Below are 2,755 nucleotides of genomic sequence, written 5' to 3' on the forward strand. Positions count from 1 at the left end.
TATACCTTAACATAGATCCCGCTAACACGTAGCGGGATACTTAACCATCATTACACCGTCATACCGCGATTCATTCGCGGTATCTCTTAACATAGATCCCCCTACTATACCTTAACATAGATCCCGCTAACACGCAGCGGGATGCTATCTACACCGTCATAACGCGATTCATTCGCGGTATCTCTCAACATAGATCCCGCTAACACGTAGCGGGATACTTAACCATCATTACACCGTCATACCGCGATTCATTCGCGGTATCTCTTAACATAGATCCCCCTACTATACCTTGCGCTATGTCCTGTTTGTGTTTANNACTGGAATGACACCTTACTTAACCGTCATACCGCGATTCATTCGCGGTATCTCTTAACATAGATCCCCTACTATACCTTAACATAGATCCCGCTAACAAGCAGCGGGATGACGAATTACTTAACCATCATCTACACCGTCATACCGCGATTCATTCGCGGTATCTCAGCCGCTAACAAGTAGCGGAATGACGATTTACTTAAGAAAAAATATGCCACAAACATTAAGAAATTTACCAAATGAAAAAAAAGGCAAAAGAAGCCCCGTGGTTATTATCCGCTTTAAAATATTGGCGTTTTTTATGTTTTAAACGCTTGACAAGCGAGATTCAGCCGCTTTTAATTGCAACTAACTTACGCTGCAAATGTTTAAGAAATTTACTAAGCAGAAAAAAAGACAAAGAATCCCCGAATTAGCTAGTCTTTTACTATCTCTGTCGAGTATTGGCATTTTTTGATGTCTTGTAACGCTTTATAAGCGCGTTCAGCTTATTTAGATAAAAATCTAGATGTAGATGAAGTTTTGTAAAGACATACAGTATCTATATACTGCAAAAAATTGAACATAAGACGCCGATACATTAAGTAATCCTTACCTTTTAATCTGCAGATTGGCGAAAGCAAATACAATAGCTTCACTATCATGATAAGGGCGCTGGCGAAGGGTGTCAAGTAAGTTTTTTCGTTTCTATTCCCAATAAAAGTTTGTTATATGGTTATGCAAGAAGTTTAATACTCATAGTTTCAAGCATATACTGAAATATTTCATTAGCTATAGCAACATCTTGGCGTGGGGCTTTGCCGTGTTCTATAAACACAGAGATTGCATAGCGCGGGTTATGGTAAGGGCCATAGGCGATAAATAACTTATGACTTTCGCCCTTAGAGTTTATTTCTGGTGTACCGGTTTTGCCAGCAATTTGTATACCGCTTAGCCCTTTCTTATAGGTTCCAGTTTTAGAATTCACCACGTCAAACATAGCTTTTCGAACTATGCTAAGATGCTCACAATCCACATCAATATCGGGAAAATCTTGTATCGTTTCATTCATCTTAATGCGGGGAATTACCTCTTTTCCTGTTGCAATCCTCGCTGCAAGAACTGCAAGCTGTAGTGGTGTTGTAAGCATATACCCTTGTCCTATAACTAAGTTGATAGTGTCACCTAAATACCACTGCGAATATAGCTTTCGTGTACGCCAATCTCTATCTGGCAACAACCCTGGAGCTTCTTCTTTAAACGTTCCAATCAGTGGCCCACTTCCAATACCAAATTTTCTGGCCATTTCTACTAGAGAGTCTACACTTATTTTTTTCCCTATATTATAAAAGTAAGTGTTGCATGATAATGCCATTGCCTCATTTAAAGATACATACCCATGGACTTTGCTTTTCAGACAACGAAATTTCCGCTCACCTATTTTCATATAGCCCTTGCACGAGAATTTCTCTTCTGGTGTTATTATCCCGTCTTTTAAACCCGCAAGCGCAACTATTACTTTAAATATTGAACCAGGTGGAATTTGATATGATAACGCACGATTCACGAGCGGCAATGAAGGAGCATTCAAGCTCTCCCAAGTCTCATTTGATAGCCTGCTAGCAAAAAGATTATTATCGTAAGAAGGTGAATTATATAATGCTAAAATTTCTCCATTATTTACATCAATTACCACTGCGGAGCCTTGGTGATCTTTAAATACCTCTGCGGTTTTCTCTTGCAGATTAATATCAATTGTCAGTTGTACATCTTGTCCGTCTTGTTGTGGTATGCTTGATAATTCTTTTATGACGCGTTTTTTAGAATTTATTTCCTGCTCAGATTTTCCTGACTTGCCTTTCAATATATGATCATATGTATATTCAATACCGCTGATTCCTACTTCGCTTATGCCTTGCTGTCTTTTTGTATATCCGATTACATGAGAACACATTGAACCAAACGGGTAATAACGTTTATAAAGAGCAGTTATTTTTTCTGACGATTTTGCTATTTTAGACTCGACTTCTGATAATGTCTGCAAATCAACTTCCTTACCAGAACCATCAAACAAAACAACATACGAAATTTTGTTTACCGCAAGTTCAATGCTATTCCTATCTAAAATTTTGCCCCGCTTAGGCATAATAGTAGCAACTCTTATTCTATTACTATTAGATAGTGCTTCGTACTTTTGTCTGTTTCGTATTTGTAAATTATATAACCTGCAACTAAAAACCGCAGAAATGGTAAGCTGAATACCACCTAATATGAATGCTCTGCGGTTAAAGACTTTGTTTTTTGTCCACATAACATTCCTTCAAAACACACTTTTTTCCCCTCTTTTATTGTTACACTTCTGGCTTTTACCGTATTACAAACCCTTTTTTCCCACTCACTTAAGGTCACAAACTTATAACCTGATTTTTTTAGTATTTTAATAATATGAGGTAAAGCTTCA

2 protein-coding genes and 1 pseudogene are annotated in these 2,755 nt (G+C 37.7%); 1 reads left to right on the plus strand and 2 read right to left on the minus strand.

Annotated features, from left to right (window positions below; all coding sequences use genetic code 11):
- Positions 1–554: 554 nt before the first annotated feature.
- A complete protein-coding gene (locus WG67_RS08375) occupies positions 555–731 on the plus strand; it encodes a hypothetical protein (RefSeq protein ID WP_179945708.1) in 177 nt (58 codons plus the stop codon).
- Positions 732–1,030: 299 nt separating this feature from the next.
- Here the strand turns inward: WG67_RS08375 and WG67_RS03065 are convergent, their stop codons facing one another.
- Complete coding sequence (locus WG67_RS03065) at positions 1,031–2,605, minus strand: penicillin-binding transpeptidase domain-containing protein (protein WP_006280388.1); 1,575 nt, start codon at positions 2,603–2,605, stop codon at positions 1,031–1,033.
- Positions 2,560–2,755: pseudogene (locus tag WG67_RS08380) on the minus strand (polysaccharide deacetylase family protein); the annotation flags it as partial. The gene WG67_RS03065 and the pseudogene WG67_RS08380, both read right to left, overlap by 46 nt.

This window comes from Wolbachia endosymbiont of Drosophila incompta (genome assembly GCF_001758565.1).
In the GTDB taxonomy this organism is placed as follows: Bacteria; Pseudomonadota; Alphaproteobacteria; order Rickettsiales; family Anaplasmataceae; genus Wolbachia; species Wolbachia pipientis.